Consider the following 25,068-nt stretch of genomic DNA (forward strand, 5'->3'; position numbering starts at 1 on the left):
GTATAACCAGCCCCCGCAGTGCGGTATGACGCTTTAGCTTTCGTCACGCATCAGATTGTATTTACGCATTTTCTCTACCAGGGTGGTGCGGCGTAAACACAGCAGGTCGGCAGCGCGGGCCACCACATATTCATGACGCTCCAGCGCCTGAGAAATCAGCGAAATCTCCAGCTCCGCCAGAAACTCTTTCAGATCCAGCCCATGTTCCGGCAACAAAGACGGATCGCCAACGCTGTTACTCAGGTTCGGATTGACTAAGTGTTCCTCTTCATCCTCGTCACCGAACTGAAAAAGTTCGTTGATGGCGTCGCGCTCCTGCAACGCATCCGGGTACTGCGGCACATAAGTGTCCACATCCAGATGACGGTATTTTTGCGGTAATTCGGCGACATCCACCACCTGGTTCGGAAACATAATAGCCATACGCTCCACCAGGTTCGCCAGTTCCCTGACATTGCCCGGCCAGCTGTGCAGCTTCAGACTGTCCAGAGCCCGCTCAGTAAACTTGACTCTGGCATGGCCCTGCTGTTCGGCCCGGTGCACCAGCTCCTGGACCAGAGCGGGCAAATCCTCAGCACGCTCACGCAGTGCCGGGGTTTCGATAGGAAACACGTTCAGGCGGTAAAATAAATCTTCCCGAAACCGGCCCTCTTCGATCATTTGCTCCAATGCCCGGTGGGTTGCAGCGATAATACGCACATCGGCTTTAATCGGCTGACTGCCGCCTACCCGTTCGTACACCCGCTCCTGCAGCACCCGCAGCAATTTCACCTGCATAGGCAGCGGCATATCACCAATTTCATCAAGAAACAGCGTGCCGCCCTGGGCCAGCTCAAAGCGGCCTTTGCGGGTGGAAATAGCGCCGGTAAAAGCGCCTTTTTCATGACCAAACAGCTCGCTTTCCAGCAGTTCGGCCGGGATAGCGCCACAGTTCAGTGGCACAAAAGGTCCGCCGGCTCTGTTGGACAAGGCATGAATATTACGGGCGACCACTTCTTTACCTGTACCTGAGTCGCCCAGGATCAGCACATTGGCATCGGTTTTGGCCACTTGCTGGATCAGAAAACGGACCTGTTGCATGGCCGGGGTCTGCCCCACCATACCAATAAAACGATGCTGTTCTGCCTGACTGCGTTGGCCTGGCAGTAAACGATGGTATTCCTGACAATCCCGTAATAGCTGGGTAAAGGAGGCATAAGCGAAAGGTTCTGTCAGCAACCCCACTGCATTGGGCTGAGCCAGATGCAGCTTCAGGTTATCCCCAACCAGTAAAAAAGCGCACAGCGGGTGTTGTTCAATCAACAGCTGATGCTGCTGTGAGCTCAAAGCGCCCAACAACACCACGGCTTTAGGATCATCCTGCAGAAAATCTGACAGCTGAGATTCCTCCAGCAGCTGTGGCTCTTCGCCGATAAAGCCCAGCACTGCAGCGAGACGTAAGGCTCTGGACTCGTGTTGATCAAGAATATAAAGCTTATTACTCATAGGCTTAAAAAAGGTCTTTTATGCGATGCGCTTTTTTATTCCATTGTACAGCGGAGTGTTCAGCTTGCAAGGTAAAACGCTGGATTTTTGACACTCGCGTCAAAAATCCAGCGTTCCGAGGTCGTTCGACCTTAACTGAGCAGTTGCAAAGCGCGTTCAGCCGAGATCCGGCTTTGGGCCGTGACGGCCAAAGAACTTTGTTGCAGTACATCGTTGGCGGCTTTTTGCGAGCTGGCCTGCGCGTAATCCAAATCCTCAATCCGGCTACGTGCCGCTGAGGTATTGACTTCCTGCTCTGCCAGACTGTTAATGGCCGAGCTGAAGCTGTTGATCCCCGCCCCCAGGCTGGAACGATTGGAATTCACCAGTTGAGTAAAAGACTCCAGTGACGCCTGCAGGCTGCTGCGTCCGGCACTGCTGGTCAGGTCAATGTTATCCAGCCCCGCATTACTGAATTCGCTGCTCAAATCGCCGGTTTCCAGTTGCAACTGACCGCTGCCGGATTCAAAACTGAGTGTATTGCCCCCATCAAACAACTTTTGACCTGCAAAGCTGCTGCGGCTGAGTTGGTCGGTAATGCCTTTGCCCAGCTGGGTAGCCTGGTCCTGCAAAGCCGCCAAATCACTTTGGGTATAGATGCCATTCCCGGCCTGCACATTCAGCGTTTGCAGCTGCTGCAGGCTGTCAGACACACCGGCCAGAGTACCTTCAGCCGTCTGTGCCAGTGAAATACCATCGTATAAATTGCGTATCCCTTGTTCAGAGCCATTAATCTGCGAAGTCAGGCGGTCAATAATCTGCAACCCGGCCGCATCATCAGCCGCACTGTTCACACGCTTGCCTGTGACCAGTTTTTTCAGTAACTCATTGCCTTCGTTGCTACTGGTACGAAGTGAATGATCGGCGATTGAATTTGGGGTAATTTTCATACGGACAACCTCTGACAGTAACCAGAGCCAAGTGTAGTTAAAGGCGCCCGACTCTACAACAGCGCTGTCGTTTTGACAAAACCTCGGCAGGGGAAAGCAGTGTGCAAAATGACTCAGTGCAAACATTTAATAAATAAGCACTTTTCACTGTTGGAATGAAATATGCTATTTTCTCTGTAACTGTCAAAGTTCCGACACAGAAGGAGTGTCTATGTTTGATAATAAAAGCATTTTTATTACCGGAGGCACCGGCTCCTTCGGTCGGAAATACACCAAGACCCTGCTCGAACGCTATAAGCCGAAAAAAATCATCATTTATTCCCGCGACGAGCTGAAGCAGTTCGAAATGCAGCAGGAGTTTAATGCGCCTTGTATGCGCTACATGATTGGTGACGTGCGCGATCAGGAACGCCTGGTAAGAGCCATGCGTGGGGTTGATTATGTGATCCACGCCGCCGCACTGAAACAAGTGCCCGCCGCCGAATACAATCCGATGGAATGCATTAAAACCAATATCAATGGCGCAGAGAATGTGATTCATGCCGCTATTGAAAATCAGGTCGAAAAAGTGATTGCGCTGTCTACGGACAAAGCCGCAAATCCCATCAATCTGTATGGCGCCACCAAACTGGCTTCCGACAAGCTGTTTATTGCCGCGAACAACATCTCCGGCGGAGACCGCCCTCGATTTTCGGTGGTTCGTTATGGCAATGTGGTCGGTTCCCGCGGTTCTGTGGTGCCCTTTTTTGAGAAATTGCGTGATTCTGGAGCCAGCCATATACCAATCACCCATCCTGATATGACCCGATTCTGGATTAGCCTGCAACAAGGTGTTGATTTTGTTTTAAAAAACTTTGAGCGCATGTTGGGTGGTGAAATTTTTGTCCCTAAAATACCTTCAATCCGCATCGTCGATTTGGCCAGTGCTATTGCGCCTGATTTGCCACAGAAAGAAGTGGGCATTCGTCCCGGCGAAAAACTGCATGAAATGATGTGCCCGGGCGATATGTCGTACAACACTTATGAATATGACGATCATTATGTAATTGCTCCTTCGATTCAGTTCTCAAGCCGCAGCAACGACTTCACCGTCAATGGATTACAGGAAAGAGGCAAACTGGTGCAACCTGGGTTTGAATATGTCTCGGACAAAAATCCACATTTTTTACAGGCAGAAGACATCATCAACTTCAACAGAGACGCGATGTTATGATCCCTTACGGCCGCCAGTCGATAAGCGCTGAAGATATTCAGGCTGTGACAGATACACTACAGTCTGACTTTTTAACGCAAGGACCGGCAGTACCGGCCTTCGAACAAGCCCTGGCCGAGTATTGTCAGGTGCCTTATGCTGTGGCGGTCAACAGTGCAACTTCGGCTTTGCATCTGGCTTGTCTGGCACTGGATGTGCAGCAAGGTGATATCGTCTGGACCAGCCCTATCAGCTTTGTCGCTTCAGCCAACTGTGCCCTTTATTGTGGCGCCAGCATCGATTTTGTTGATGTGGACGCAACAACGGGTTTAATGTCGGTGCAGGCGCTTGCGGCCAAACTAAAACTGGCGGCTGCCGAAAATCGTTTGCCTAAAGTGCTTATTCCGGTACATCTGGCCGGTCACAGTTGTGCCATGCAGGAAATAGCACAACTTTGCCTGCCTTATAACATCCGTATTATTGAAGATGCTTCCCATGCCATTGGCGCACGGTATCAACAGCAAAAAGTGGGCAGCTGCCAATACAGCGACATCACTGTTTTTAGTTTCCATCCGGTAAAAATCATCACCACGGCGGAAGGTGGTTTGGCGCTGACCAAAGACATGACGATTGCGGCCAGATTGCGATTATTGCGCAGCCACGGTATTACCCGCGAGCCGGATGATATGACCGAAGTCAGCCATGGTCCCTGGTATTACCAGCAAATTGCTTTAGGGCTGAATTACCGCATGACCGATATGCAGGCAGCCCTTGGTCTGAGTCAGTTTCAGCGGCTGGATGAATTTATCAACAAGCGTCTGGCCGTTGTAGCGCGCTACCAGACTTTATTGGCCGATTTACCCATCACTTTGCCCGCCGAAGCAGAAGATGGTCAATCAGCATGGCATTTGTACATTATCCGGTTAGATAACGAAGATTTACGGTTGCGTGTGTTTGAAGCACTGCGCAAGGCAGAAATAGGCGTCAATGTGCATTATATTCCCATTCACACCCAGCCTTATTATCAACAACTTGGTTTTCAATGGGGTGATTTCCCGCAAGCTGAGATTTTTTACAGTAATATCATTAGCTTACCTATGTATGCCGACTTCAGCGAAACTCAGCAACTTTATGTGGCAGAACGCTTAAAAGAAGTACTTAAATGAATATTGCCATTATTCCGGCCCGTGGCGGCAGTAAACGTATTCCGCGTAAAAACATTAAGTTATTTTGTGGTAAACCCATGATTGCATGGTCTATTCAAACTGCAATAAACAGCGGTTGTTTTGACCGGATCATCGTTTCAACTGACGATGCTGAAATTGCAGAAGTCGCGCAAAAAGCTGGCGCTGAAGTGCCTTTTTTTCGCCCAGCCGCTTTAGCTGACGATTACAGCAGTACCCAGGACGTGATAGCACATGTGTTGTCTGAACTGGAAAAACAAGGTGTCGAACCCACTCTGGTGTGCTGTTTGTACCCCACAGCACCTATGGTGCAGACCACTGATTTGCAAGCCGGTTTAGCCATGATGCAACAAGGTAATTTGCATTATGCCTTGTCAGTCACCAGCTTTCCTTACCCGATACAAAGGGCACTCAAAATAGATGACGGTGGCCGCTTAAGCATGTTTTCGCCTGAATTTGCCGCTGCACGTTCGCAAGAACTCGCTGCTGCTTTTCATGATGCCGGCCAGTTTTATTGGGGCACAGCCGCAGCCTGGAAACATCGTTCTGCCATTTTTGGCGCACAGTCAGCACCCGTTTTATTGCCAAGGTACCGGGTACAGGATATTGATACCGCAGAAGACTGGAAAACCGCAGAATTGATGTTTCAACTGCTGACAGCCAGGGACTTGCAAAAATGAAGGCGGTGTTCAGAGTCGATTCTTCCGCTCAGATGGGCATAGGTCATTTAATGCGTTGTTTAGCACTGGCCGACGCTTTGCGGGACTCTGGCGTTCAGGCCGAATTTATTTCAAGGCAATTAACCGGTCACACTATCAGCCAGACAGAACAACGTGGTTACCGGGTTTATCCGCTGCCAGCTCCTGTTGAGCCCCTGTCATCGTTACAAAACACAGGACTCAGGCATCAGGCCTGGTTGGGTTGCTCTCAGGCAGAAGACGCAGCCCAATGTGCACCCATTTTGCAGCAAATAAAACCTGACTGGTTAATTGTTGATCATTACGCTCTTGATATTGAGTGGGAAAATGCCCTCACCCCTTATCGCAAGCAACTGATGGTGATAGACGATCTGGCAGACAGGCCACATAACTGCAATTTGCTTTTGGATCAAAACTGGTTTTCGGCTTCCACCCAAAGTCGTTACGACCCCTTAGTGCCAGCTGATTGTGTCAAAATGCTGGGGCCTGCTTTTGCATTATTAAAACCGGAATTCAGCCAGCTGCGTTTATTGTTACCCGCTAAAGATGGTTATATCCGCCGCGTGCTGGTGTCTATGGGCGGCAGCGACCCAAGCAATGAAACCTTAAAAGTGCTGCGTGCTTTGATGCAACCCGAACTGCAGCACCTGGTGGTTGATGTAGTTTGTGGTGTTAATCATCAGGATATGAAGGCTATTGAGGACATGGCAGCGCAAAGAGGCGCAACCAATATTTACCGCAGTTTACCTACTTTGTCCGGTTTAATGGCCCGTGCTGATTTAATGATTGGCGCCGGAGGGACCACAACATGGGAACGTATGTGCCTCGGTTTACCCGCTATTGTCATCAGCCTTGCAGCAAATCAGTACCAGCCTAATCTGAGCCTGGCGCAGGACGGTTACATTTTATTTGCTGGCCCCAAAGAAGAGGTCACTATTGAAAAGCTGCAACAGCTGATTTGCAGTCTGACCGACAACCGCAACTTATACCTGCAACTGAGTCAGGCAGCGCAGATATTAGTCACAGGCACAGGGATCAACCAGGTGGTCAACACTGTTAAAAATCTAAGCCGTCGTTATGGCAGTAGTTATGGCACTAGTTCCACTGACTGAAAAAACGCTGATGATGATTTTGCCATGGCGCAATGCACCAGAGGTCAGGCAAAGTATGTTTCATCAGAACATTATCAGTGAGGCTGAACACCAGGCCTGGTTTTTACGACTGCAACAAAACGACCATGCCAGATGGTTTGTACATGAAAAAGCCGGTGTTTATGACGGTGTGGTTTATTTTACTGATATCAACTGGCAAGACCGCAGCACCCTATGGGGTTTTTATCTGGCACCTGAGGCAGCACGGGGTTCAGGCACACAACTGGGACTAGATGGCCTTGATATGGCATTTGGCACTTTGCAGCTGGAAACTGTGTATGCCAAAGTTCTGACCGATAATGAAAAAAGCATCAGATTTCATCTTAAATTAGGTTTTGAACCGCTCGTTTTACAGGAAGCTGCTGACATAGTACAAACACCCGAAACCCAAAGTTACCATGCTTTTTCGCTGAACAAACAGTGCTGGCAACAGCAGAGACAAAATATACTGGACAAAATTGGGCTGACGATAAAAAACAATAACGAGACTTTTAAATGAACATATTAATCAGTGCTGCAGGTTCAGCCGCAGCAGCCGGCATTATTCTTCACTTAAAAAAAGCAGGGCATTTTGTCATTGGTATAGATGCCAACCCTGATACACTGGAATTTGGTCACAGTATCTGTGACGACTTTTATATCAGCCCCCTTGCGACCTCTGACACTTATCTCGGCTTTATTACCACTTTGCTGGAAAAAACCGATATTTTTATTCCCTTTATTGACGAAGAGTTGTTGGTTTTATCAGCAGCCAATTTAGAACACAACATGCTGAGCAAAATTATGTTGTGTGATAAAAACACCATTGCCATTTGCTGCAACAAAATAAAACTGCAGGATTATTGCGAACAAAACGACATTGCCATTGTTCAAAGAACAAACACTGTACCCGCCGTGTTTAAACCTGCGGTTGGAAGAGGTGGCAAAGGGGTTGTGTTTATTACTGACGCTGCATTGTTACCTTATTATCAGCCAAAAAATGGCGTCATTCAGCAGATGCAAGGCGGCACTGAATATACCGTGGATGTGCTGGTCGACTATGATGGCAATTGGCTCTTTGGCGTTGCCAGAAAACGGCTACAGGCTGTTGGCGTTTCCAGAATTGGTGAAATTGATCAACAGCCTGCCGTGCTCGAGCTGGCACAACAATGTGTAAAAAAACTAAAGTTTATCCACGCTATTAATATTCAAATCATGCTGGATAATACAGGTAAAGCCCATCTTATTGAAATTAACCCAAGGCTGGCAGGAAGTGTGATGTTTAGTGTTTTTGCTGGTTTTGATTTGCCTGTGCTTGCCATTCAGCAGTTTGTTCAGTCCCCTATCCAACTTCCTCTGGATGCTGATATTAAAAAAATAAAAGTGGTCCGGTATTGGCAGGAGTTTGCTTTTGAATGCAATAACTGAGCTGAAACAACAATTAATGCCCTACCAAGGTATTTTGTTTGACCTTGATAACACGATATTTTTGCAAACAAAATTTGACCATTCGGCATTTTGTGAAATTTCACACTATATGGCGGCAAAGTATCAGCTCGACCAACAGCAGTTATTCAGTTTTTTGGCGAGACACCGCAGTGCACCGCCGCCATACAAAGATGATTTATTTGGCTGTTGTTGCCGGGAGTTTCATTTAGCAACCGAAGAAGCGATGTTGATGGTGCAGTTATTCAGGCAACATCAACCGGAAAAACTACAGCTTCATCTGCAATATCAACAGCTTTTAACTGAGTTATTACAACAGGGTAAAACATTATTGCTGGTAACCAACGGCATCAACTGTATTCAACAGACCAAAATTAACAAGTTGCAGTTAAACCGCTATTTTAAAGAAATGGTGATATGCACAACAGCGGGTGAGATGCCGCTTAAACCGAATCCTGCCGCATTTATCTATCTGAAAGAAAGATACCCATGCAGTAACTGGGTGATGGTTGGCGATCTGGCAGAAACCGATGGTTTATTCGCTAAAAATAGTGGTATCGACTTTGTACAACATCAATATGGCGGAGGTGATGAATGATTATCAATGACAGAGAAATAGGTTTAAATACCCCACCTTATATCATCGCAGAGATGTCGAACAACCATCTTAAAGATATTAATAAAGCAAAAAAAATTATTGATGCGGCAAAGTCATGTGGTGTAGATGCTATTAAAATACAAACCTATACACCAGACTCTTTAACAATCGACTGTAATAAAGAAGATTTTGTTATTACCGATAAATTGTGGGCCGGTAAAACCTATTATGATTTGTACAAAGAAATCGCAATGCCGCTTGAATGGACGGCAGAACTCTTTGAGCATGCACGTCAACAAGAGTTAACCATTTTCAGTTCGCCCTTTGATGAAGCATCTGTGGATTTGTTGGAACAACTTGGCGCACCGGCATATAAAATTGCATCTTTTGAAGCCAACGATGTTCATCTGAGACGGCGTATTATTGCCACAGGTAAGCCAGTGATCATGTCAACCGGCGTCTCCACCTATCAGCAGTTAGCTGCATTTCTGGCCGAGTTCCCAGATTTATCATCTTTAACATTATTGCATTGTCTAAGCGCTTACCCGTCCGCAGCTAAAGATATGAATTTGCAATGTATTCATCAGCTGAAACAACTTGGTTGTGCTGTAGGTTTATCTGACCACAGCCTGAGCCCTTTAGCTGCGATTGCTTCTGTTGCAATGGGCGCTGTGATGATTGAAAAACACTTTACGATTTCCAGAGCTGACGGTGGCCCGGACGCGGCATTTTCACTGGAACCCGATGAAATGAAACAGCTGGTGCAACTGTCACTGGAAGCATGGCAGGCCATCGGCTCCAGTGAGGTGCTGAATAATCCAAACAGAAGTGGCTCTAATCACCGTCGTTCCATTTACGCTGTGCAGGATATCAAAAAGGGCCAGCCACTCACTGCGCATAACATCAGGGTCATTAGGCCAGGTTTTGGCATGGCGCCGGAGTTTTTTGACCAGGTGCTTGGCAAAAACGCCACATCTGACATTAGCAGGGGAACACGCTTATCCTGGGATTTGATTGAAAATGGAGAAGGTCATGAATAATCAATGTTCAATCTGTGCCAGTGATAACACGATTTCATTGCTCAACCTGAAGCACACAAACATTTACCAACACCCTGTGCCAAAAGATGCGGTGATCCCTCAGCCCTATAAAATAGATATTGATTTTTACTTCTGCCCTGCTTGTGGTCATGCTTATCAACACAACTATAATACCGACTTACTGAATTCCATTTATTCAAATCACTATTACACCCCGGCACAGGATGGGATAGGAAGACAGTTCCGCGATGACTTTATGGCATTTGTAAAAACAAATGTGCCGGAAATGAACAAAGCACAACAATTGCTTGAAGTAGGTTCTTCTAGTGGTGAACTGCTGATAGCAAGCCGTGAAACCTGGCCACAGCTGAACGTTCTTGGTTATGAACCCAGCCATAACTCAGCAGATCTTGCTATCAGTAAAAACATAACAACGATTAAAGACTTCTTCTCGACCAAAACAATTCAGAATACTAATAAATTCGACATCATCTTTAGCCGACATGTCATTGAGCATATTGATGATCAACATGATTTTTGGTTGTCAATTAATCAATCCGCTTATGATCACACAGTATTGGTATTAGAAACACCAAGTTTAGACAGCGTGCTCTACAAACATAGTCTTGACCCCTTTCATATCGAACATCTACATGTATTTTCAGTCAATTCTCTGGCACATGTCGCAAAATCTTATGGCTGGTTTTTACGTTCATACACTGCAACCGACAGTAATAACCTGATCTGCTGTTTTAGCAAAGACAACTCTAGATCTATTCAAACTAAAGCCCCCGAATTAAACAGCTCTCTGAATGAAACTTTGGCGCAAATAAAAAATAAACTGATGCACAGCCTGCAGGGGAAGAAGTATTGGCTTTGGGGCGCAGGCAGTTATGGCGCTAAGATGTTGTCTTTTTATGAACTGACACCTGAAAAAATATTAGATGGTAACAGTAATAAAACAGGAAAAATGATGGTGGGTTATCCATGGCAGATTGAATATGGTTCTGATGTCATCAGGGCGTACCCGGCAGAAATGTCTGGCAAGGCTCCTACGATAATTATTGCTTCATCCTTTTATAAAGAGATTGTGGCACATATCACCAGCCTGGGGTGGCAAGGTGAAATTCTGAAACCTGCAGATTGGGAATCATAAGATGGCGGCAAAAACAGTAGTAGTCATCTGCGCCCATACTGATGATGAAGCCTTAGGTTGTGGTGGCACTCTCGCCAGACACAGTCAAAATGGTGACAGTGTTTATGCCATATTTCTGGCTGATGGGGTAACGTCCAGACCTGGCGCTACGGCAGCAGAGCTGGCCAGCCGCCAGGCTGCCGCCGACAAAGCCGGGCAAGAGCTTGGTATCATACAGGCCTTTTACCTTGGTTTTTGTGATAATCAACTCGACAGTCTTCCGTTACTCAGCATAGTACAAGCTATTGAAAATATACTTATAAAAATCCAGCCCGAGATAGTGTACACCCATCATATCGGCGATCTGAATATTGATCACAGAATCACCCATCAGGCCGTGGTGACAGCATGCCGGCCCTTGCCTGGCGGCAGCATCAAACAAATTTATAGTTTTGAGGTGCTTTCCAGCACCGAATGGCAAACACCGGGTTATCTGCCATTTATTCCAACGGCTTTTGTAGATATTTCAGATCTATGGTCAGTCAAAGAATCGGCATTGTTGTGTTATCAAACAGAAATGCGTGACGAACCGCACAGCAGGTCAATTCAAAATGTATTAAATCTGGCAAAATTAAGAGGAAACTCTGTAGGCTTACCGCTGGCTGAGGCTTTTATGCTGATAAGATCCATTATCTAATGGTTCCGGCGTTTTTCAAGCAGTGGGTACCGTCAGGGCCAATCTGATGCACGCTGAATCGACCAGAGTTTATTAGACAGTTTGCAGCCTCAGTTTGATTCTGCCCAGTTTTTGAGGACAGAACCAATGTATTCAGGACCGTTGTCGCTACGGATTTCCTTGGGTTTGCCTCTCCACTCAATGACTTGATTGAGCACTCTGACTACCCGTTCTGCCGGTAGCGAGAAGTCGACCTCAATCGCCAATCCTTCCCGGTTAAAGTCATCAATGATATTCAGCAGCCGGAAACTGCGGCCATCCTCGAGCTGGTCATGCATAAAATCCATCGACCAGCATTGGTTCTTCATCTCTGGCACCGCCAGCGGCTCAGGCTTTTCACGGGTGAGCCGTTTCTTGGGTTTTATCCTTAAGTTCAGCTCCAGCTCGCGGTAAATCCGCAGCACACGTTTATGGTTCCAGCCAAAGCGTTTCACATTACGCAGGTAATAGAAACACATGCCAAAGCCCCAACTCCGGTAAGTGGAGGTTAAGCGCAGCAGCCAGTCCGCAATTTCCGCGTTCTCATCACTCAGACGGGCCTGATAGCGGTAGCAGGTTTCACTGATGCTAAACACCACACAGGCCAATGTGACCGAAATGGATTTCTCGCGCACCGCCTTTTGCGCCAATTCCCGTCGGCGCGACGGCTTTACCACTTTTTTTCGATGGCCTCTTTGAGGATTTCGGCTTTGAGCCGTTCTTCGGCGTACATCTTTTTCAGCCGGGCATTTTCCGCCTCCAGCTCTTTAAGCCGGGCCATCATGGATGCATCCATGCCGCCAAATTTGGCGCGCCATTTGTAAAAGGTGGCCGAACTCATACCGTGCTCACGGCAGAGTTCGGGAACCGGAGCTCCAGCTTCCGCTTGTTTTAAAATTGCCAGGATTTGGCTGTCACTAAATTTTGATGTTTTCATGCAGAATCTCCTGCGTTTATGGTACGAGAAAATTCTACTTTTAGCGTCAGTTAATTTCCGAGGTGATTACCTAGCGATGTTAAGGACAATTCCTACGAGTTAGGCATCAATGCACATTTAGTTTTCCAATCATGCTTGTACATCGACTTCATCTCGGTTAGATATTCTTTCCATACCCCCAAAGCTTGCTTAAAGACGTCCAATGTAAAGAGCTCGTCTTCATAGGTGTACAGTAAGGTGATCAACGGGCAATGAAAATATAATAAAGCCCCTTTCAGCATATGAAAGAGGTGAATATTTGCTGTCTGTTGATAAGCAAACACCACTCTGGACTGACTTTTCAGGATTTCAGAGGCATCGCGGCGACTCTCAATAGGACGATCATTAATCTCAATAAGGTAATCAACTAAACTCTCAAACTCGTTGACAGCAATCATCTGCTCATCAATTTTAAAATCGAGCGAAGTAAAAAATTTAGCTTTTATGGCTTCGATAATCTTCTGTTTGTCCGCACCGGGAGAGCTCACAACGAGCAGATCCTCCTCCCGCACAGGGATCGCATTGTCAATTTTAGCACCATGACCCACATTGTAGACTTGCCCATGCTTTTGATAGTTGGACACTAAGTCATCTGCGCCAAGTTTAGAGATAGCCAGCAAGGACGACGTCTTTACATTTCCGCCAAGGTTGCCAGGCAATGACATATTGGAACCGACATTAGGCTTATACTTGCCGGCATAACGACTATCGTTGTAGATACTGAGCTTCGAATGTGTCGAACTTAGAGACTCTGGAGTGCCATTATCGACGCCAAACAGGTAAATTTCTTTAAAACCAAATGTGGTGGCAAATGCCAGTGCGGTATTCGTTACTAATGGCCCTGCATTTCGAAGCACTTGTAGATTGATGCCGTGGCGCAGAGCCAGAATTTTCAGAAAATAGGTTGATGCCTCAGGTCCTTTTAGCCCCAACCCGACCCATTTATAGCAATCAACGGTATCTGGATAAACGACTTCTACAGACAATAGATTTAACTGGCTCAGTTGTTCCGCCGTGGTAGTTTGACGCAGAATTTCATACACAGAACGAGGTCGTTCTACTAAGACATGAAAATCCGGCACTACCCCGACTTTTAACAGGGTTTGCAAGCCTGTACCTGCAGCGATAATTACCGCTTTATGCTGGTTTTCTTTGATAAAGTCTAACGACTCATCAAGCGATGGCCCGTTGGCAACAATAAAAACTGGCATTGACTGAATACTATTTTTTACGTTGGCTCGCAGAAATTGGGCCTTACTTTCCAGATTTAACGCCATATGCGCAAATCCGTTCAGTGCGTCATCAAAAAAGCCAAACCCGTTTTGAAAACGGTAAAACTGTTCAAAAAAGGTTTTTATTTGCTGGTTAATTTCTTTGGAGGGGTAATGCTGATAACAGAAACTGTTAATAATAGAGAATGCGCCGATTTGCGAAGCAGACGACTGAATTTCGTTAAAAAATTTTTTATACGGAATACCAACATGAAGAATGAACGCTGCATTTTGTGAGTCAATATTTTCAAGCAAAGACGACCAATCAATACAAAACAGGCTGGCATAAAACAGTTCAAAGTCCGGCTCACAAACAAATACATAATCAAAACGGCATCGGTTCAAAAGAATAGGTAAGTGGTAACCAAGGCCAATACCAAAAATTAAACAGGAGGGATACTCATCTGGTAGTGTAGTGATTCTTGCTGCCGACGGTCGCCCCTCACACCCTGCAATCAGTTTCATCAGTTTATACATATAACTAATATGTATTCGAGGGTCGGACTCTGGTGCTTTCCCTGCGCTTTTATACAACCCCATCCGCCCAAATGTGGCTTTGTCACTGTATTTTTGAACTTGTTCTGATGCCTGCTCTGTAGGGGAATCGCTGTATAGAGGAAATTTGCTGCCCCTTGGTATGAAATTCCCTTCACCGCTGCGGGTCACGTACAGCTTGAAATCAGGTTCTGGTTGATACTTTTTAATGGATTCGGCCACGTTGGGCTGATACTTTTCAAAAGCAGCCAGGTTGGATTGAAAACGCTGCTCGGACAGCCTGGCAAACTCTTGCTCTTGCTGCTGGGACTGCTCAATTTTTGAGATTTTCTGTTCTAAGGTCTGGATCAGTTCCGAAAATTCATTTTCGTCTACCACTGTATACTTCTCCGTCAAGCAGTTGACTATTCTGATTAAAAGGGGACAGCTGCAGTTTAATCTTTTCTTGTGTCTCCAACAAAACACTTTCGAGTTTTTGTAACTGGTCGCTGATACCCTGATAAAAATAAATGTCTTGTTTGCTCGTCGTGCTGTCCAACTGGAGCCGGGTCACAAACTGGGCAATATCGTCAAAAACCACAGCGGCTTGTTCCACCAACCCCTGGTCGATCAATGAAGATACAACAACAATCTTGTCAGAAATCTCTTGCTTGTCAGTCATTTAAACAGCTTGTTGCTGCTCAAGCTGCTGGTAAGCTTCTTGCTTAGCAGACTCAGGGATTTGATCCCAAGCAGACTTGATAGTGGACAGTAACCCGATCACTTCATCAACAATAGCAATATCATTCTGAATACTGGCTTCCATTAAACGTCTGGACATATAACCATAAAGAGCAGCCAGATTTTCGGTCATATCACCGCCTACAGAAGTATCCAGACTCAGGCGTAATGAATCAATAATGCTGGTAGCTTTGGACAAGGCTTTACTCTTATTCTCATAATCCTTTTGTTCGATGGTAATTTTGGCCACTTTCATACTGTCTATAGCTCCTTCCATCAGCATCTGAATAATCTGATGGGGATCTGCACTAGCCAAGCGCGTTTTTAACGCCTCTTTTTGGTAGTGTTTAACCTTATTACCGTACATAGATGTAATCTCTTCTGTTATTTAGTTTTCGACAAAGATGCTAACTGACTGGTCAGATAATTATTGGTGCTGTTCATTTGTGCAATTAATACGTCCAGTGCTGAATATTTTTTGCGTAAATTAGCTTCCAGTGTGGTCATACGATAATTCAAGTTTTCTGTATCATCGTCCAAGTCACGCAATTCAACATTAATGTCATCCTGGCGACCTTTGATCACGCCGCCAGAATCCACATAACCGGATAACATTGTTGAAAACGTTTCGGCAATACCTCCCGCATTGGTAAACAGCGCACCCACGTCGGCAAAGTTGCTGTCCAGCGCATCGTTCGTACTACGGACCAAACTACTTTTTTCCAGTTTGTTACTTGCGTTCAATTTGAGACCAACGTCGAAAATGGTTTCAAAATCACCCGCATCTTTTACCGAAGAAGACAATGCATTGATGAGCTGGTCTTTGATAGCCCGGACTGTCGGATCCCCATAAAGCGGAGCACTTACCAGCAAAGACTGCTGATTGATGGTTTCTACCACATTGTTGTATGCGGTAACAAAGGCATCAATTTTACTGCTGACTCCTGTTCTATCGTAGTCCACTGTCGCCTTAGCCGTTTCATCCGCAACACTTTCTCTCAACGCTTTAATAGTCAGGCCTTGCACTGCATCTTTAAACGTATTGGTGTCACTGGTAATTTGGAGCCCATCGACTTTAATAATGGCATCCTGCGCCTGATCCGCTGCGGCTATCGCCAAACCACCGGCTCCGCCCCCAAAGGCCTCAGTCGTCACCTTATCAAATTCTGCTGAACTGCCTGTTATTTTTAAATCGTTGCCAGTGCCCGTGATATTTGAACTGATCACCAGCTGAGACTCGGTACCGGTATTAATTATATTGACGGATAAACCGAAGTTGCTTTTTGATTTGTTAATCTGCTGCCGGATATCTTCAAGAGTCGCTCCAGCCGCAATATCCAACGTAAAGGATTTATCGCCAGCTTCAAACGTTAAGGTCCCGCCCGAAGCGCTGACCACATCGGTCGATGCCGAAAAAGTCGAGCCAGGTGCGGAAACAGCTCGGCTGCCTTTGGCTAATTGTTCCACTTCCACCTGGAATGAACCAGGTGTGGCCGTCGTAGAAGTAGTCACCGAAATCAGATCACCTTCATCACTCGCGTTTGAAGGTTGTCGCACTGACGCAGTCCGATTTTCGAACACTGAGGTTTTTGACAAGTCTTTGACAACATCCTGCAACTTGGCAAGTACCGATTTGATAGCACCTAACCCCGTCAACTCCACCTTTAATGAAGATTGTTGAGTCGCTATACGTTGTGCTTTGGGTTGATACTCGGCTTGTAAAGTAGCAGATATAATACTTTCCAGATCCAGACCTGAACCGACACCCGCACTGGTTACTGTTGCCATATTGTCATCACCTCACTCTACTTTTGCACCGCACTTCAGTCACTCATTACCAATGCTCGTTCAGCAAAACTCCTGAGCTGCTATTTAAGTTATCGGCAATACTATTCAAAGCCTTAGCAATTTCCCTTAATTCTTTCGAAGGAATTTCGCGAATGACCTCGCCATTTGCTTTATCGACCACTTTGACAATAGGCGGATCTTTTGCGTCGTCGAACTCAAAAACCAGATTAGTCGACTTCACCATCAGTTTCTGGTTAACCATATCGACCGCATCATACAATGCTGTCAGCTCTTCCGCCTTGTCCGCTGGCTTAAGCGCTGTAGTCTTTTCAGCATCTGCCAGTGTTTCAAGCGGAGCGTCCGCAACCTGGTTGACCGCAGCAGCTTCTGCTTTGGGTACTGAAACACCATCCAGCTTAAGTGCTGCATTGTTGCCCACAACACCTGCAATATTCGTACCTATGTTAATCATACGACCTCCAACACTGAGAGGGGAAGCCGAAAAGCGACGGCTTCCCACTATTCAGATTAACCTAACAGGCTTAACGCCAGTTGAGGGCGCTGGTTCGCCTGAGCCAAAATAGCCTGGCTCGCCTGTTGCAGGATCTGGTTCTGTGTCAGTTTAGCAGTCTCAGCCGCAAAGTCGGCGTCCTGAACACGAGAACGTGCTGCAGATAAGTTTTCAGATACGTTTGACTGGTTATTGATGGTGGATTGAAAACGGTTTTGCACTGCACCAAGCTCAGCACGTTTTTTATCCACCACCGCAATTAATGCGTCCATACCCGCCAACACCCGCTGAGCATTAACCTGAGAGGACACACTGATGGAAGTCGCACCAAAAGAGGTAAACGTCAGGTCTGCAGCAGAGATTGAGGAGTCCAATTCTTGCAATGCAGATAAATCTGCATTGACTAAAACCCCTGCACTGGCCGCTGTCGCATAAAGCGATTTACCAATCACCGCACTGGCAATAGCTGCGATACCAGACAAAGTAAAGCCGCCGTTCGCCGTCAGGGAGTTATCACCATTGGTGGTTTCGCCAACGGTTTTCATGCTGAATGAAATTGTCTGAACAGCGTCTGCGCCAACCTGAAAGCTCGCTTCATAGCTGCCATCTAACAGGTTTTGACCACCAAAAGTGGTATCTTCAGCAATACGATTGACCTCCGTCATCAAGGCACGGATTTCTTCCTGAATGGCCAGGCGGTCTTCATCAGTGTTAGAACCATTTGAGGCTTGAGAAGCTAAAGTACGTACGCGCTGAAAAGAGTTGGTGATTTCATTCATCGCCCCTTCAGCGGTTTGCGCCAGAGAGATACCGTCATTCGCGTTTCGGATCCCTTGGTTTAAGCCGTTGATTTGACCAGATAATCTGTTAGAGATCTGCAAACCTGCCGCATCGTCCGATGCACTGTTAATACGATAACCTGAAGATAAACGCTGAAATGCTTTATCCAGTTGCCCGCCAGATGCATTTAACTGGCGCTGGGCATTTAACGAACTGACGTTAGTGTTGACATATAAAGCCATAATAGCCTCCGCTTTATTTCTTTGTTGATCTGCATTCAACCTACCCCTAAGTTAAATGCCGAACGCTCAGAGTAACTAATACAAGTCCTCTAAGCTGTGTATCGGCGGCACATCTAAAGGCTTTAGCTTTTTTTTTGATTTTTTTTAATTATTTGCCAAAATAAAAAATAAACAATTGAATTTAAACAAGTTAAATTTTCAAAAAATTTCTATGGCGGATAAAAAACAAACTCCCGCTCAGGTAACCCTGAGCGGGAGAAGGAGATGGGAAAAGTTGTGCTTTTCAGTGGGGAATTACCCCTGCAGTAAACTTAACGCTGCCTGAGGCCGTTGGTTGGCCTGAGCCAGAATGGTCTGGCTGGCTTGCTGCAGAATTTGATTTTTGGTTAGTTTGGCTGTTTCTTCCGCAAAGTCTGCATCTTTAATCCGTGAACGGGCAGCAGACAGGTTTTCAGCAATGTTTGCCTGGTTATTGATGGCCGACTGGAAGCGGTTTTGCACAGCACCCAGCTCAGCCCGCTTTTTATCCACCACCGCAATTAACGAGTCCATCCCAGCCAACACCCGCTGAGCATTGACCTGAGATGACACGCTGATGGACGTCGCACCGAAAGCCGCAGTAAATGCAAGATCTGCAGCAGAAATTGTCGAATCCAGAGCTTGCAAGGCTGATAAATCCTGATTTACCAATAAACCTGCACTGGCTGCCGTTGCGTAAAGAGATTTGCCAACAACAGCACTTGCTATACTGGCAATACCTGACAAAGTGAAACCACCATTGGCTGTTAAAGAATTTGAGCCGTTTGTTGTTAACCCGACTTCTTTCATACTGAAACTAATGGTTTGGACTGCATCCGCACCAATCTGAAAACTGGCTTCGTAACCACCATTCAACAGATTTTGACCACCGAAGGTCGTATCTGACGCAATCCGGTTTACTTCGCTCATTAAAGCACGGATTTCTTCCTGAATAGCGATACGGTCTTCATCGGTGTTTGAACCGTTTGCCGCCTGAGACGCCAGGGTGCGGACCCGCTGAAACATAGTGGTCACTTCGTTCATGGCACCTTCAGCGGTTTGAGCCAGAGAGATACCGTCATTCGCGTTACGGTTACCTTGTTGCAAACCCATGATTTGCGATTGTAACCGGTCGCTAATTTGCAAGCCTGCTGCATCATCGGCAGCGCTGTTGATCCGGAAACCGGATGACAATCTTAAGAAGGCCTGATCCAGACCTAAACCTGAACTCATTAACTGACGCTGGGCGTTTAATGAACTGACGTTGGTATTAACATATAATGGCATTTTTAACTCTCCTCATCTCATTTTCTTTCAAAGCGGTTGGGCTCTCACCCCCAACCATTTTGCTCTCTCGATGCCCGGGCTCTCACCTCCGGACACCCTTTATAACGGCGCTTGGAAAAATAACTTTAAGGAATTTTTTGCTAATTTTTTCTGTTAAAAATCAATAGCTTATATAATTTTTTTGCGGAATTTTTTTGCCAAAACCGGCAATGCCGCAGGCAATAAATTGCCGATAAAAAAACCCGCGCCAGGCGCGGGTTTTGAATGAGAGATTGAGAGAGAATAAGAGAGAGTTTTACAACTTAGCCTAACAAGCTCAAGGCAGCCTGAGGACGCTGGTTGGCTTGGGCCAGAATGGTCTGGCTGGCTTGTTGCAGGATCTGGTACTGCGTCAGTTTGGCAGTCTCAGCCGCAAAGTCGGCATCTTTAATGCGGGAAGATGCTGCTGATAAGTTTTCAGATACGTTTGACTGGTTATTGATAGTGGATTGAAACCGGTTTTGTACAGCACCAAGCTCCGCACGTTTTTTATCCACCACCGCAATTAATGCGTCCATACCCGCCAACACCCGCTGAGCATTGACTTGAGAGGACACACTGATAGAGGTCGCACCAAAAGATGTAAACGTCAGGTCTGCAGCAGAGATTGAGGAGTCCAATTCTTGTAATGCAGACAAATCCCCATTCACTAAAATCCCTGCGCTGGCCGCTGTCGCATAAAGCGATTTACCAGTCACGGCACTGGCAATGGCTGCGATACCAGACAAAGTAAAGCCACCATTAGCCGTCAGGGAGTTATCACCATTGGTGGTTTCGCCAACGGTTTGCATACTAAAGCCAATGGTCTGAACCGCATCTGCGCCTACCTGGAAACTGGCTTTGTAGCTGCCGTCCAGTAAGTTGGTACCACCAAAAGTAGTATCTTCAGCAATACGGTTGACTTCTGTCATCAAGGAGCGGATTTCTTCCTGAATGGCCAGACGGTCTTCATCCGTATTGGAACCGTTGGAAGCCTGTGACGCCAGAGTACGTACACGCTGGAACATGTTGGTCACTTCGTTCATCGCCCCTTCAGCGGTTTGCGCCAGAGAGATACCGTCATTCGCGTTACGGTTACCCTGTTGCAAACCCTGGATTTGTGAACCCAGGCGATCGGTGATTTGTAAGCCGGCGGCATCGTCGCGGGCACTGTTAATACGGAAACCTGAAGACAAACGTTGGAACGCTGTATCTAACTGGTTGCCTGAACCCATTAACTGCCGTTGAGCGTTTAATGAGCTGACGTTGGTATTGACATATAAGGCCATAATTACACCCTCAATCTATCGGTTAGGTAGTGACACCGGACAACTATTGTCACCGGCTTAAACAGGTTATCGGGCGGCAAAGAATTTCCTTTAGAAAAATTTTTATTGCCGCTGCCACACTCACTTACACATCCCTATGATTTATCTACATAAAAACCAGAATTCTTCGGGCAAAAAAATGCCGCCACCGCCCCACTGGCAGTAAACAAACACTTTTCCGAAAAAAATGGCATACAAATCGCATAGTCCATAGGCGTCAGTCACCCGACGGGTAATTGACGCACCAGGAACTCTAAGCAATTGCCTCCGCTTGAAGTCACTGGAATCGCGCCCCCTGAACCTACCCCTTCCGTTCAGGGGGCGCTCTCCACGCCGCCTCCGCGTTTACTCTGAACTTTCACCCCTCTACCCTGCCTGAAATTAAAGGTCCGAAATACACAGAGCATCTGCGGACGAGGCACAATAGCGATCGACCTACAACGGCAACTTGCAGCCGTGCACCGGCAACAACCCCAGCCACTGCGGCATAAAAATGCCTGAGTAGCTGTAGCCCTGACCGCATCAATAGCTATGACATACCTTTGCATTCAATAGGTTGCTGTTGCCTGTATCTGGCCTGGCAACTCTAAAAATAAGCAAACAGAAGGATGAATGAATTTACATATAAAACCTCAGGTTTTCTGGTTCTCTATGTTCTGTATCGGGGAGAAAGGACGAAACTTTAGATGAATAACCGAATTATTAGTGAATTGATATTTAATAAATAATTACTACAGAAATAAAAAAACGCTCATTCAGAGCGTCTTTTAACTGAAACCAGGAATTCTGTCTTAACGAATATAATCAAACAGACTCAGGCCGGTAATTTTAGTGAAAGTGGCCTGTACCGCCTGCAAGGCAGTTTCCTCTTTGGTAATAGCCGTAATAGCTGTCACATAATCAACTTCCACAATACTGGCTTTATGGCTTTTGGTCGCAATTTGCAAATCTTCATTGCCCCCAAAAATACTGTCCAGAATATTGATGTTTCCCCCCACCAAAGACTGGGCAGCACCTATTTTCAGGCTGACATTGTCCAGCTCAACAATGCTGTCTGAGACCTGGGCAGCCAATACATCGCCTTCAATCCCTGAATTGACCTGATTAATCAGCTCTGTCAACGAATCCAGAATATTGGTTTTTTCCGGCGGCGCCATATCAAACGTGACTTCGCCGCCAACCACTGCGCCTGTCAGCTCAATTTCCAGCCCCGCAAAATTCACCGGCTGGCCAGCCGTGTAATTCCCTGTCGCTGCCGGCGTCGCACTGCCGCCCACATACACCTCATAGGTATCTGGCGCTCCAGGCACTAAGGCCACCCGAACTGAATTATCGGCTGCAGGCAAACCACTGTAGTTGGCACGGAAAAAGCTGTCGTACAGACTCTGATTGGATACATCTACCTGAGCGGCCGTTACGGGGGCAGTCACCGCAGGCGTTGTTGTGGTAAAACGTTTATCCACGCCGTCGAACACCTCTTTACCGCTGGCATTTGACGGGATAGTGACGGATAAGCCAATCTGCAGTTCTTTTACCCCTTCATCGCCGCGAAACTCGTATTTGCCGGTGGCACTGTTGTATTCATACGGCTGGGTCTGATCTTTGTAACCGGAGAATAAATAACCACCTAATTCATCGCGGCTGTTCATCAAATCAAAAATCTGGTCCCGGATGGCTGTCAGCTGGCTGGTGACTGCCTCTCTGTCATCCGGATCGAACGAACCATTCCCCAACGACAGGGTCAGAGTCCTGGCCTGCTGAACAGCACTTTTAATGTTACTCAGCACCGTTTCCTGCAACGTCAGGCTGTTTTTAACAGCCTGATTGTTCACCTGAAACTGAGTGGTCTGCTGAATGTTCTGTTCCAGCGAAATAGCGCGGGCAGAGCCAGAAGGATCATCGGAAGGCGTCAGGATCCTGGTTTGCTTTTCCAACTGGGCAGACGCTTTCAGCAGGCGCTCCTGGGTTGAGGTAATAGAGTTAATACCTTGGTTATATTGCATATTAAAGGTGATGCGCATGGTTACCTCGTTGCCTGCAACAACGTATCAAAAATAGATTGCGACGCGGATAAAATTTTAGCCGCTGCAGCATAGGTTTGCTGGAAACGCACTAAATCGGCCGCCTCTTCGTCCATGCTGACACCAGACAGGGATTCATTCCAGGCCGATGTCTGCTCCAACAGTGCAGACTGCGCGCTCAGGTTAATTTTTGCCTGGCTGGTCCGCTCCCCTATATAACCCACCATACTGCCATAAGCCTGAGTGAAGCTTTGATACTTATCGGCATTCGGAATATTTTCTGCAGAAATTCTCACCGTGTCTGAATTTTGCAGCTGCCCCAGCAAAAGTCCATTACGGTTGTCTTTAAAACCGCCCACATTGTAATCAATGGTAAAGGTATCGCCTGCGGTCGGTACACCACTGATGGCAAACTCAAAGCCCGCATTGGCAAAAGACGGGAAATTACTTAAAAAATCTTCGTAGTTATTGCTGGGAAAGGTATAAGTTTCAGTGGTGCCGTTATTGTCATTCACTTCGAATTGGTTGCCACCCAAATAGGTAATAGTCAGCGGTTGGCCAGCATTAAAGGTCGAAGGAGCGCTAAGCAGATCCGTGGCACCACCTATACTGCTAACGACAAGTCCTTCAACTTTTGCATTGCCCAGATTACTGTTTGCAGTATCGCCCACCAAAGGTGACGCCAGTGCTATCGCATTGGGTCTGTTGGTGGCCAGTTGAACATTGGCCGCCGCATCAGCCAAAGGTTTCAGTTCAAACGCATCGCCGGCAGCAAAGGCAGTGCCACCGTTAGTGATGGTAAATTCAAGACCGAATAAATCCTCAGTAGCGGACGAGGTAAAAGTGTAAGGGCCTGCACCAACTAAATTGTACTCGGTCGCTGGAGCTTCAGGTCTGGTGCTGACCACATTCCCGTCTGAATCCAGCGCCTGCACCGTAAACTGAGTGGCATTCGAAAACACCACCTTAAAGTTATTGGCTGGAATCTCCTTTCCAAGTGTCGGTACAAAAGTGCCGGCTACAGTGCCATCACCTGTGTTTCTGCTTAGTGGCAGACCGGAAAAAGCGGGCAATTTAAAAATATCCTGGCCAATCAGTCCGTCCCCATCCATACCCAGCTTGTTTTGCGTGTTAAAGGCGTCAGCAAACGAAATAGCCAGTTGGCCCAGCTGAAGTTGCGCTGGCTCCAGAATTTCCGACCTGAACTTCAGCAACCCGCCAATTTTACCCCCTATATCATTTTCATCGACGCTGGCGACAATGGTGTTTTTACCGTTGACCTGCAGCTGCAGCGTCTGGCGCTGCGGGTCTGGGTCGCCGGCAATATTAAACAGATTAAACTTACCATCCTCCATCACCAGAGACTGACCCGTGCCCATAAAAATCTGTTTTTCCCCATTGGCAGCATCCAGAACCTGAATATCCATCAGCTCGGACAGCTTGCGAATGGTTTCATCCCTTTTGTCCAGCAAATCCAGCGGCGGTGGCTTGGCCGGATTGGTCCCGTAGTTGAGGATCTCGCGGTTTAGCGTGGCAATGGAATTGATGTAGGAATTCGCTTCTTTCGCGTACACCGCAAGCTGTTCATTCACATAAGTACCCTGGTCCAACACCTGACTGGACAAAGTACTGAATTTGTTTAAAAGCGTCTGAGCGCCTCCAATCACCAGCTGGCGGGCAGCGCTGCTGGACGGGTCATTAATAGCAGTCTGCAGCTGGGTAAATAAATTGGAGATGCCGGTGGAAATGCTGTTGGATGAGTCGGCAAACAAGGAATCAACCCGACCGGCTTCGGAGACGTATTGGCTGGCATACCCCACAGCACTGGTATCACGCCACAGTTGCTTCAGTGCAAAATTATTGACCAGACGTTCCGTAGTCCCCCTGCCAACCCCTAGCCCCAGAATATTGGCTTCAAATTCAGTGCGTTGACGGGTATAACCTTCGGCATTGACGTTCGCAATATTGTTACTGGTGGTAGACAATAGAGCTGCGCTCGACAAAATAGCCGAGGTGCCAATTTTTAATAAGTTATCCGACATACCAGGCTCCAGCTCAGTT

Annotated in this window: 22 protein-coding genes and 1 pseudogene; 10 read left to right on the forward strand and 13 right to left on the reverse strand. The window is 46.9% G+C overall.

Annotation, left to right across the window (positions count from 1 at the left end; all coding sequences use genetic code 11):
- Positions 1-33 precede the first annotated feature (33 nt).
- Together WKJ03_RS05195 and WKJ03_RS05200 are read right to left on the reverse strand one after the other, a co-directional pair.
- A complete protein-coding gene (locus WKJ03_RS05195; protein WP_337841106.1) occupies positions 34-1,485 on the reverse strand; it encodes a sigma-54-dependent Fis family transcriptional regulator in 1,452 nt (483 codons plus the stop codon).
- 131 nt (positions 1,486-1,616) lie between these two features.
- Positions 1,617-2,414 carry a flagellin gene (locus tag WKJ03_RS05200; protein ID WP_337841107.1) on the reverse strand — a complete coding sequence of 266 codons (798 nt, stop codon included), beginning with the start codon at positions 2,412-2,414 and terminating at the stop codon, positions 1,617-1,619.
- A 211-nt stretch (positions 2,415-2,625) separates the two neighbouring features.
- On the opposite strand from WKJ03_RS05200, the gene pseB reads away from it, so the two are divergent.
- The 10 genes from pseB to WKJ03_RS05250 all read left to right on the forward strand — a co-directional run bounded on the left by pseB (position 2,626) and on the right by WKJ03_RS05250 (position 11,534).
- Positions 2,626-3,627, forward strand: a complete 1,002-nt coding sequence (gene pseB, locus WKJ03_RS05205; protein ID WP_337841108.1) for a UDP-N-acetylglucosamine 4,6-dehydratase (inverting) — start codon at positions 2,626-2,628, stop codon at positions 3,625-3,627.
- Positions 3,624-4,772, forward strand: a complete 1,149-nt coding sequence (gene pseC, locus WKJ03_RS05210) for a UDP-4-amino-4,6-dideoxy-N-acetyl-beta-L-altrosamine transaminase (RefSeq protein WP_337841109.1) — start codon at positions 3,624-3,626, stop codon at positions 4,770-4,772. Before pseB ends, pseC begins: the two co-directional genes overlap by 4 nt.
- Positions 4,769-5,470, forward strand: coding sequence for a pseudaminic acid cytidylyltransferase (gene pseF, locus WKJ03_RS05215; RefSeq protein ID WP_337841110.1), 702 nt, complete (start codon positions 4,769-4,771; stop codon positions 5,468-5,470). The genes pseC and pseF overlap by 4 nt, the downstream gene beginning before the upstream one ends.
- Positions 5,467-6,600 carry a UDP-2,4-diacetamido-2,4,6-trideoxy-beta-L-altropyranose hydrolase gene (gene pseG, locus WKJ03_RS05220; RefSeq protein WP_337841111.1) on the forward strand — a complete coding sequence of 378 codons (1,134 nt, stop codon included), beginning with the start codon at positions 5,467-5,469 and terminating at the stop codon, positions 6,598-6,600. Before pseF ends, pseG begins: the two co-directional genes overlap by 4 nt.
- Positions 6,578-7,138, forward strand: a complete 561-nt coding sequence (pseH, locus tag WKJ03_RS05225; RefSeq protein ID WP_337841112.1) for a UDP-4-amino-4,6-dideoxy-N-acetyl-beta-L-altrosamine N-acetyltransferase — start codon at positions 6,578-6,580, stop codon at positions 7,136-7,138. The genes pseG and pseH overlap by 23 nt, the downstream gene beginning before the upstream one ends.
- A gap of 188 nt (positions 7,139-7,326) precedes the next feature.
- Positions 7,327-8,046: an ATP-grasp domain-containing protein gene (locus WKJ03_RS05230; RefSeq protein WP_337841113.1), complete on the forward strand. Its 720-nt coding sequence runs from the start codon at positions 7,327-7,329 to the stop codon at positions 8,044-8,046.
- Positions 8,030-8,662 carry an HAD family hydrolase gene (locus tag WKJ03_RS05235; RefSeq protein ID WP_337841114.1) on the forward strand — a complete coding sequence of 211 codons (633 nt, stop codon included), beginning with the start codon at positions 8,030-8,032 and terminating at the stop codon, positions 8,660-8,662. The genes WKJ03_RS05230 and WKJ03_RS05235 overlap by 17 nt, the downstream gene beginning before the upstream one ends.
- Entirely contained in the window at positions 8,659-9,702 is a 1,044-nt protein-coding gene (gene pseI / locus WKJ03_RS05240; RefSeq protein WP_337841115.1) for a pseudaminic acid synthase, read from the forward strand. The genes WKJ03_RS05235 and pseI overlap by 4 nt, the downstream gene beginning before the upstream one ends.
- Entirely contained in the window at positions 9,695-10,858 is a 1,164-nt protein-coding gene (locus WKJ03_RS05245; protein WP_337841116.1) for a class I SAM-dependent methyltransferase, read from the forward strand. Before pseI ends, WKJ03_RS05245 begins: the two co-directional genes overlap by 8 nt.
- 1 nt (position 10,859) lies before the next feature.
- The gene (locus tag WKJ03_RS05250; RefSeq protein ID WP_337841117.1) at positions 10,860-11,534 is read left to right on the forward strand and encodes a PIG-L deacetylase family protein; all 675 of its coding nucleotides are present in this window, start codon (positions 10,860-10,862) and stop codon (positions 11,532-11,534) included.
- A 98-nt stretch (positions 11,535-11,632) separates the two neighbouring features.
- Here WKJ03_RS05250 and WKJ03_RS05255 read toward each other — a convergent pair.
- The 11 genes and pseudogenes from WKJ03_RS05255 to flgK form a co-directional block, all read right to left on the reverse strand.
- Positions 11,633-12,489, reverse strand: a pseudogene (locus WKJ03_RS05255) (IS3 family transposase); the annotation flags it as partial.
- 92 nt (positions 12,490-12,581) lie between these two features.
- A complete protein-coding gene (locus WKJ03_RS05260) occupies positions 12,582-14,672 on the reverse strand; it encodes a 6-hydroxymethylpterin diphosphokinase MptE-like protein (protein ID WP_337841118.1) in 2,091 nt (696 codons plus the stop codon).
- Positions 14,656-14,955, reverse strand: a complete 300-nt coding sequence (locus WKJ03_RS05265) for a hypothetical protein (protein WP_337841119.1) — start codon at positions 14,953-14,955, stop codon at positions 14,656-14,658. The genes WKJ03_RS05260 and WKJ03_RS05265 overlap by 17 nt, the downstream gene beginning before the upstream one ends.
- Positions 14,956-15,381 (reverse strand): flagellar export chaperone FliS, encoded by a 426-nt coding sequence (gene fliS, locus WKJ03_RS05270; protein WP_337841120.1) that lies wholly within the window; start codon positions 15,379-15,381, stop codon positions 14,956-14,958.
- Between the two features lie 17 nt (positions 15,382-15,398).
- Entirely contained in the window at positions 15,399-16,802 is a 1,404-nt protein-coding gene (fliD, locus tag WKJ03_RS05275; protein ID WP_337841121.1) for a flagellar filament capping protein FliD, read from the reverse strand.
- 46 nt (positions 16,803-16,848) lie between these two features.
- Complete coding sequence (locus WKJ03_RS05280) at positions 16,849-17,274, reverse strand: flagellar protein FlaG (RefSeq protein WP_337841122.1); 426 nt, start codon at positions 17,272-17,274, stop codon at positions 16,849-16,851.
- 56 nt (positions 17,275-17,330) lie between these two features.
- Positions 17,331-18,335, reverse strand: coding sequence for a flagellin (locus WKJ03_RS05285; RefSeq protein ID WP_337841123.1), 1,005 nt, complete (start codon positions 18,333-18,335; stop codon positions 17,331-17,333).
- Positions 18,336-18,629: 294 nt separating this feature from the next.
- The gene (locus WKJ03_RS05290; protein ID WP_337841124.1) at positions 18,630-19,640 is read right to left on the reverse strand and encodes a flagellin; all 1,011 of its coding nucleotides are present in this window, start codon (positions 19,638-19,640) and stop codon (positions 18,630-18,632) included.
- A gap of 302 nt (positions 19,641-19,942) precedes the next feature.
- Positions 19,943-20,947: a flagellin gene (locus tag WKJ03_RS05295; protein WP_337841125.1), complete on the reverse strand. Its 1,005-nt coding sequence runs from the start codon at positions 20,945-20,947 to the stop codon at positions 19,943-19,945.
- An 830-nt stretch (positions 20,948-21,777) separates the two neighbouring features.
- Positions 21,778-23,007 (reverse strand): flagellar hook-associated protein FlgL, encoded by a 1,230-nt coding sequence (flgL, locus tag WKJ03_RS05300; protein ID WP_337841126.1) that lies wholly within the window; start codon positions 23,005-23,007, stop codon positions 21,778-21,780.
- 2 nt (positions 23,008-23,009) lie between these two features.
- A complete protein-coding gene (flgK, locus tag WKJ03_RS05305) occupies positions 23,010-25,049 on the reverse strand; it encodes a flagellar hook-associated protein FlgK (protein WP_337841127.1) in 2,040 nt (679 codons plus the stop codon).
- Between the last annotated feature and the right edge of the window lie 19 nt (positions 25,050-25,068).

The organism is Rheinheimera sp. (genome assembly GCF_037442525.1).
Lineage (GTDB): Bacteria > Pseudomonadota > Gammaproteobacteria > Enterobacterales > Alteromonadaceae > Pararheinheimera.

Excerpts from the sequence above, each read along its gene's own strand:
- WKJ03_RS05195 (WP_337841106.1), bottom strand. The coding sequence starts at position 1,485 with ATGAGTAATAAGCTTTATATTCTTGATCAACACGAGTCCAGAGCCTTA.
- WKJ03_RS05200 (WP_337841107.1), bottom strand. The coding sequence starts at position 2,414 with ATGAAAATTACCCCAAATTCAATCGCCGATCATTCACTTCGTACCAGT.
- pseB (WP_337841108.1), top strand. The coding sequence starts at position 2,626 with ATGTTTGATAATAAAAGCATTTTTATTACCGGAGGCACCGGCTCCTTC.
- pseC (WP_337841109.1), top strand. The coding sequence starts at position 3,624 with ATGATCCCTTACGGCCGCCAGTCGATAAGCGCTGAAGATATTCAGGCT.
- pseF (WP_337841110.1), top strand. The coding sequence starts at position 4,769 with ATGAATATTGCCATTATTCCGGCCCGTGGCGGCAGTAAACGTATTCCG.
- pseG (WP_337841111.1), top strand. The coding sequence starts at position 5,467 with ATGAAGGCGGTGTTCAGAGTCGATTCTTCCGCTCAGATGGGCATAGGT.
- pseH (WP_337841112.1), top strand. The coding sequence starts at position 6,578 with ATGGCACTAGTTCCACTGACTGAAAAAACGCTGATGATGATTTTGCCA.
- pseI (WP_337841115.1), top strand. The coding sequence starts at position 8,659 with ATGATTATCAATGACAGAGAAATAGGTTTAAATACCCCACCTTATATC.
- WKJ03_RS05245 (WP_337841116.1), top strand. The coding sequence starts at position 9,695 with ATGAATAATCAATGTTCAATCTGTGCCAGTGATAACACGATTTCATTG.
- WKJ03_RS05250 (WP_337841117.1), top strand. The coding sequence starts at position 10,860 with ATGGCGGCAAAAACAGTAGTAGTCATCTGCGCCCATACTGATGATGAA.
- WKJ03_RS05265 (WP_337841119.1), bottom strand. The coding sequence starts at position 14,955 with ATGACTGACAAGCAAGAGATTTCTGACAAGATTGTTGTTGTATCTTCA.
- fliS (WP_337841120.1), bottom strand. The coding sequence starts at position 15,381 with ATGTACGGTAATAAGGTTAAACACTACCAAAAAGAGGCGTTAAAAACG.
- fliD (WP_337841121.1), bottom strand. The coding sequence starts at position 16,802 with ATGGCAACAGTAACCAGTGCGGGTGTCGGTTCAGGTCTGGATCTGGAA.
- WKJ03_RS05280 (WP_337841122.1), bottom strand. The coding sequence starts at position 17,274 with ATGATTAACATAGGTACGAATATTGCAGGTGTTGTGGGCAACAATGCA.
- WKJ03_RS05285 (WP_337841123.1), bottom strand. The coding sequence starts at position 18,335 with ATGGCTTTATATGTCAACACTAACGTCAGTTCGTTAAATGCCCAGCGC.
- WKJ03_RS05290 (WP_337841124.1), bottom strand. The coding sequence starts at position 19,640 with ATGCCATTATATGTTAATACCAACGTCAGTTCATTAAACGCCCAGCGT.
- WKJ03_RS05295 (WP_337841125.1), bottom strand. The coding sequence starts at position 20,947 with ATGGCCTTATATGTCAATACCAACGTCAGCTCATTAAACGCTCAACGG.
- flgL (WP_337841126.1), bottom strand. The coding sequence starts at position 23,007 with ATGCGCATCACCTTTAATATGCAATATAACCAAGGTATTAACTCTATT.
- flgK (WP_337841127.1), bottom strand. The coding sequence starts at position 25,049 with ATGTCGGATAACTTATTAAAAATTGGCACCTCGGCTATTTTGTCGAGC.